Below are 253 nucleotides of genomic sequence, written 5' to 3' on the forward strand. Positions count from 1 at the left end.
ATCTCCTTCTCGTAATGATTGAGGTAGTTAGTCTTGCCAGTGCCTTGCGTGCCTTCGACGACTACGACCTGGCTCGTATGATCACGGATGAACGTTTCAATCTTCTCGTCGATGACTTGATCGATTTCGCCAACCAAATGTGGGTTGTTCGTCGTTTGGCTGGACGCGGGGAATGGATTGCCCAGCACGCCGAAGCGTGCGACGAGGTCCTTGCTGCCTCCGGTTGCGGCTTTGTCCGCCTTGATAAGCCTAT

1 protein-coding gene is annotated in these 253 nt (G+C 53.8%); it reads right to left on the bottom strand.

Translation table 11 applies throughout. The annotated features are described in order from the left end of the window. The coding region (locus PU683_RS22325) for a hypothetical protein (RefSeq protein WP_277174684.1) at positions 1–253 on the bottom strand (253 nt) is incomplete at both ends.

Source organism: Candidatus Kosakonia sp. 282A-S69, from assembly GCF_029433855.1.
GTDB classification, from domain to species: domain Bacteria; phylum Pseudomonadota; class Gammaproteobacteria; order Enterobacterales; family Enterobacteriaceae; genus Kosakonia; species Kosakonia cowanii_A.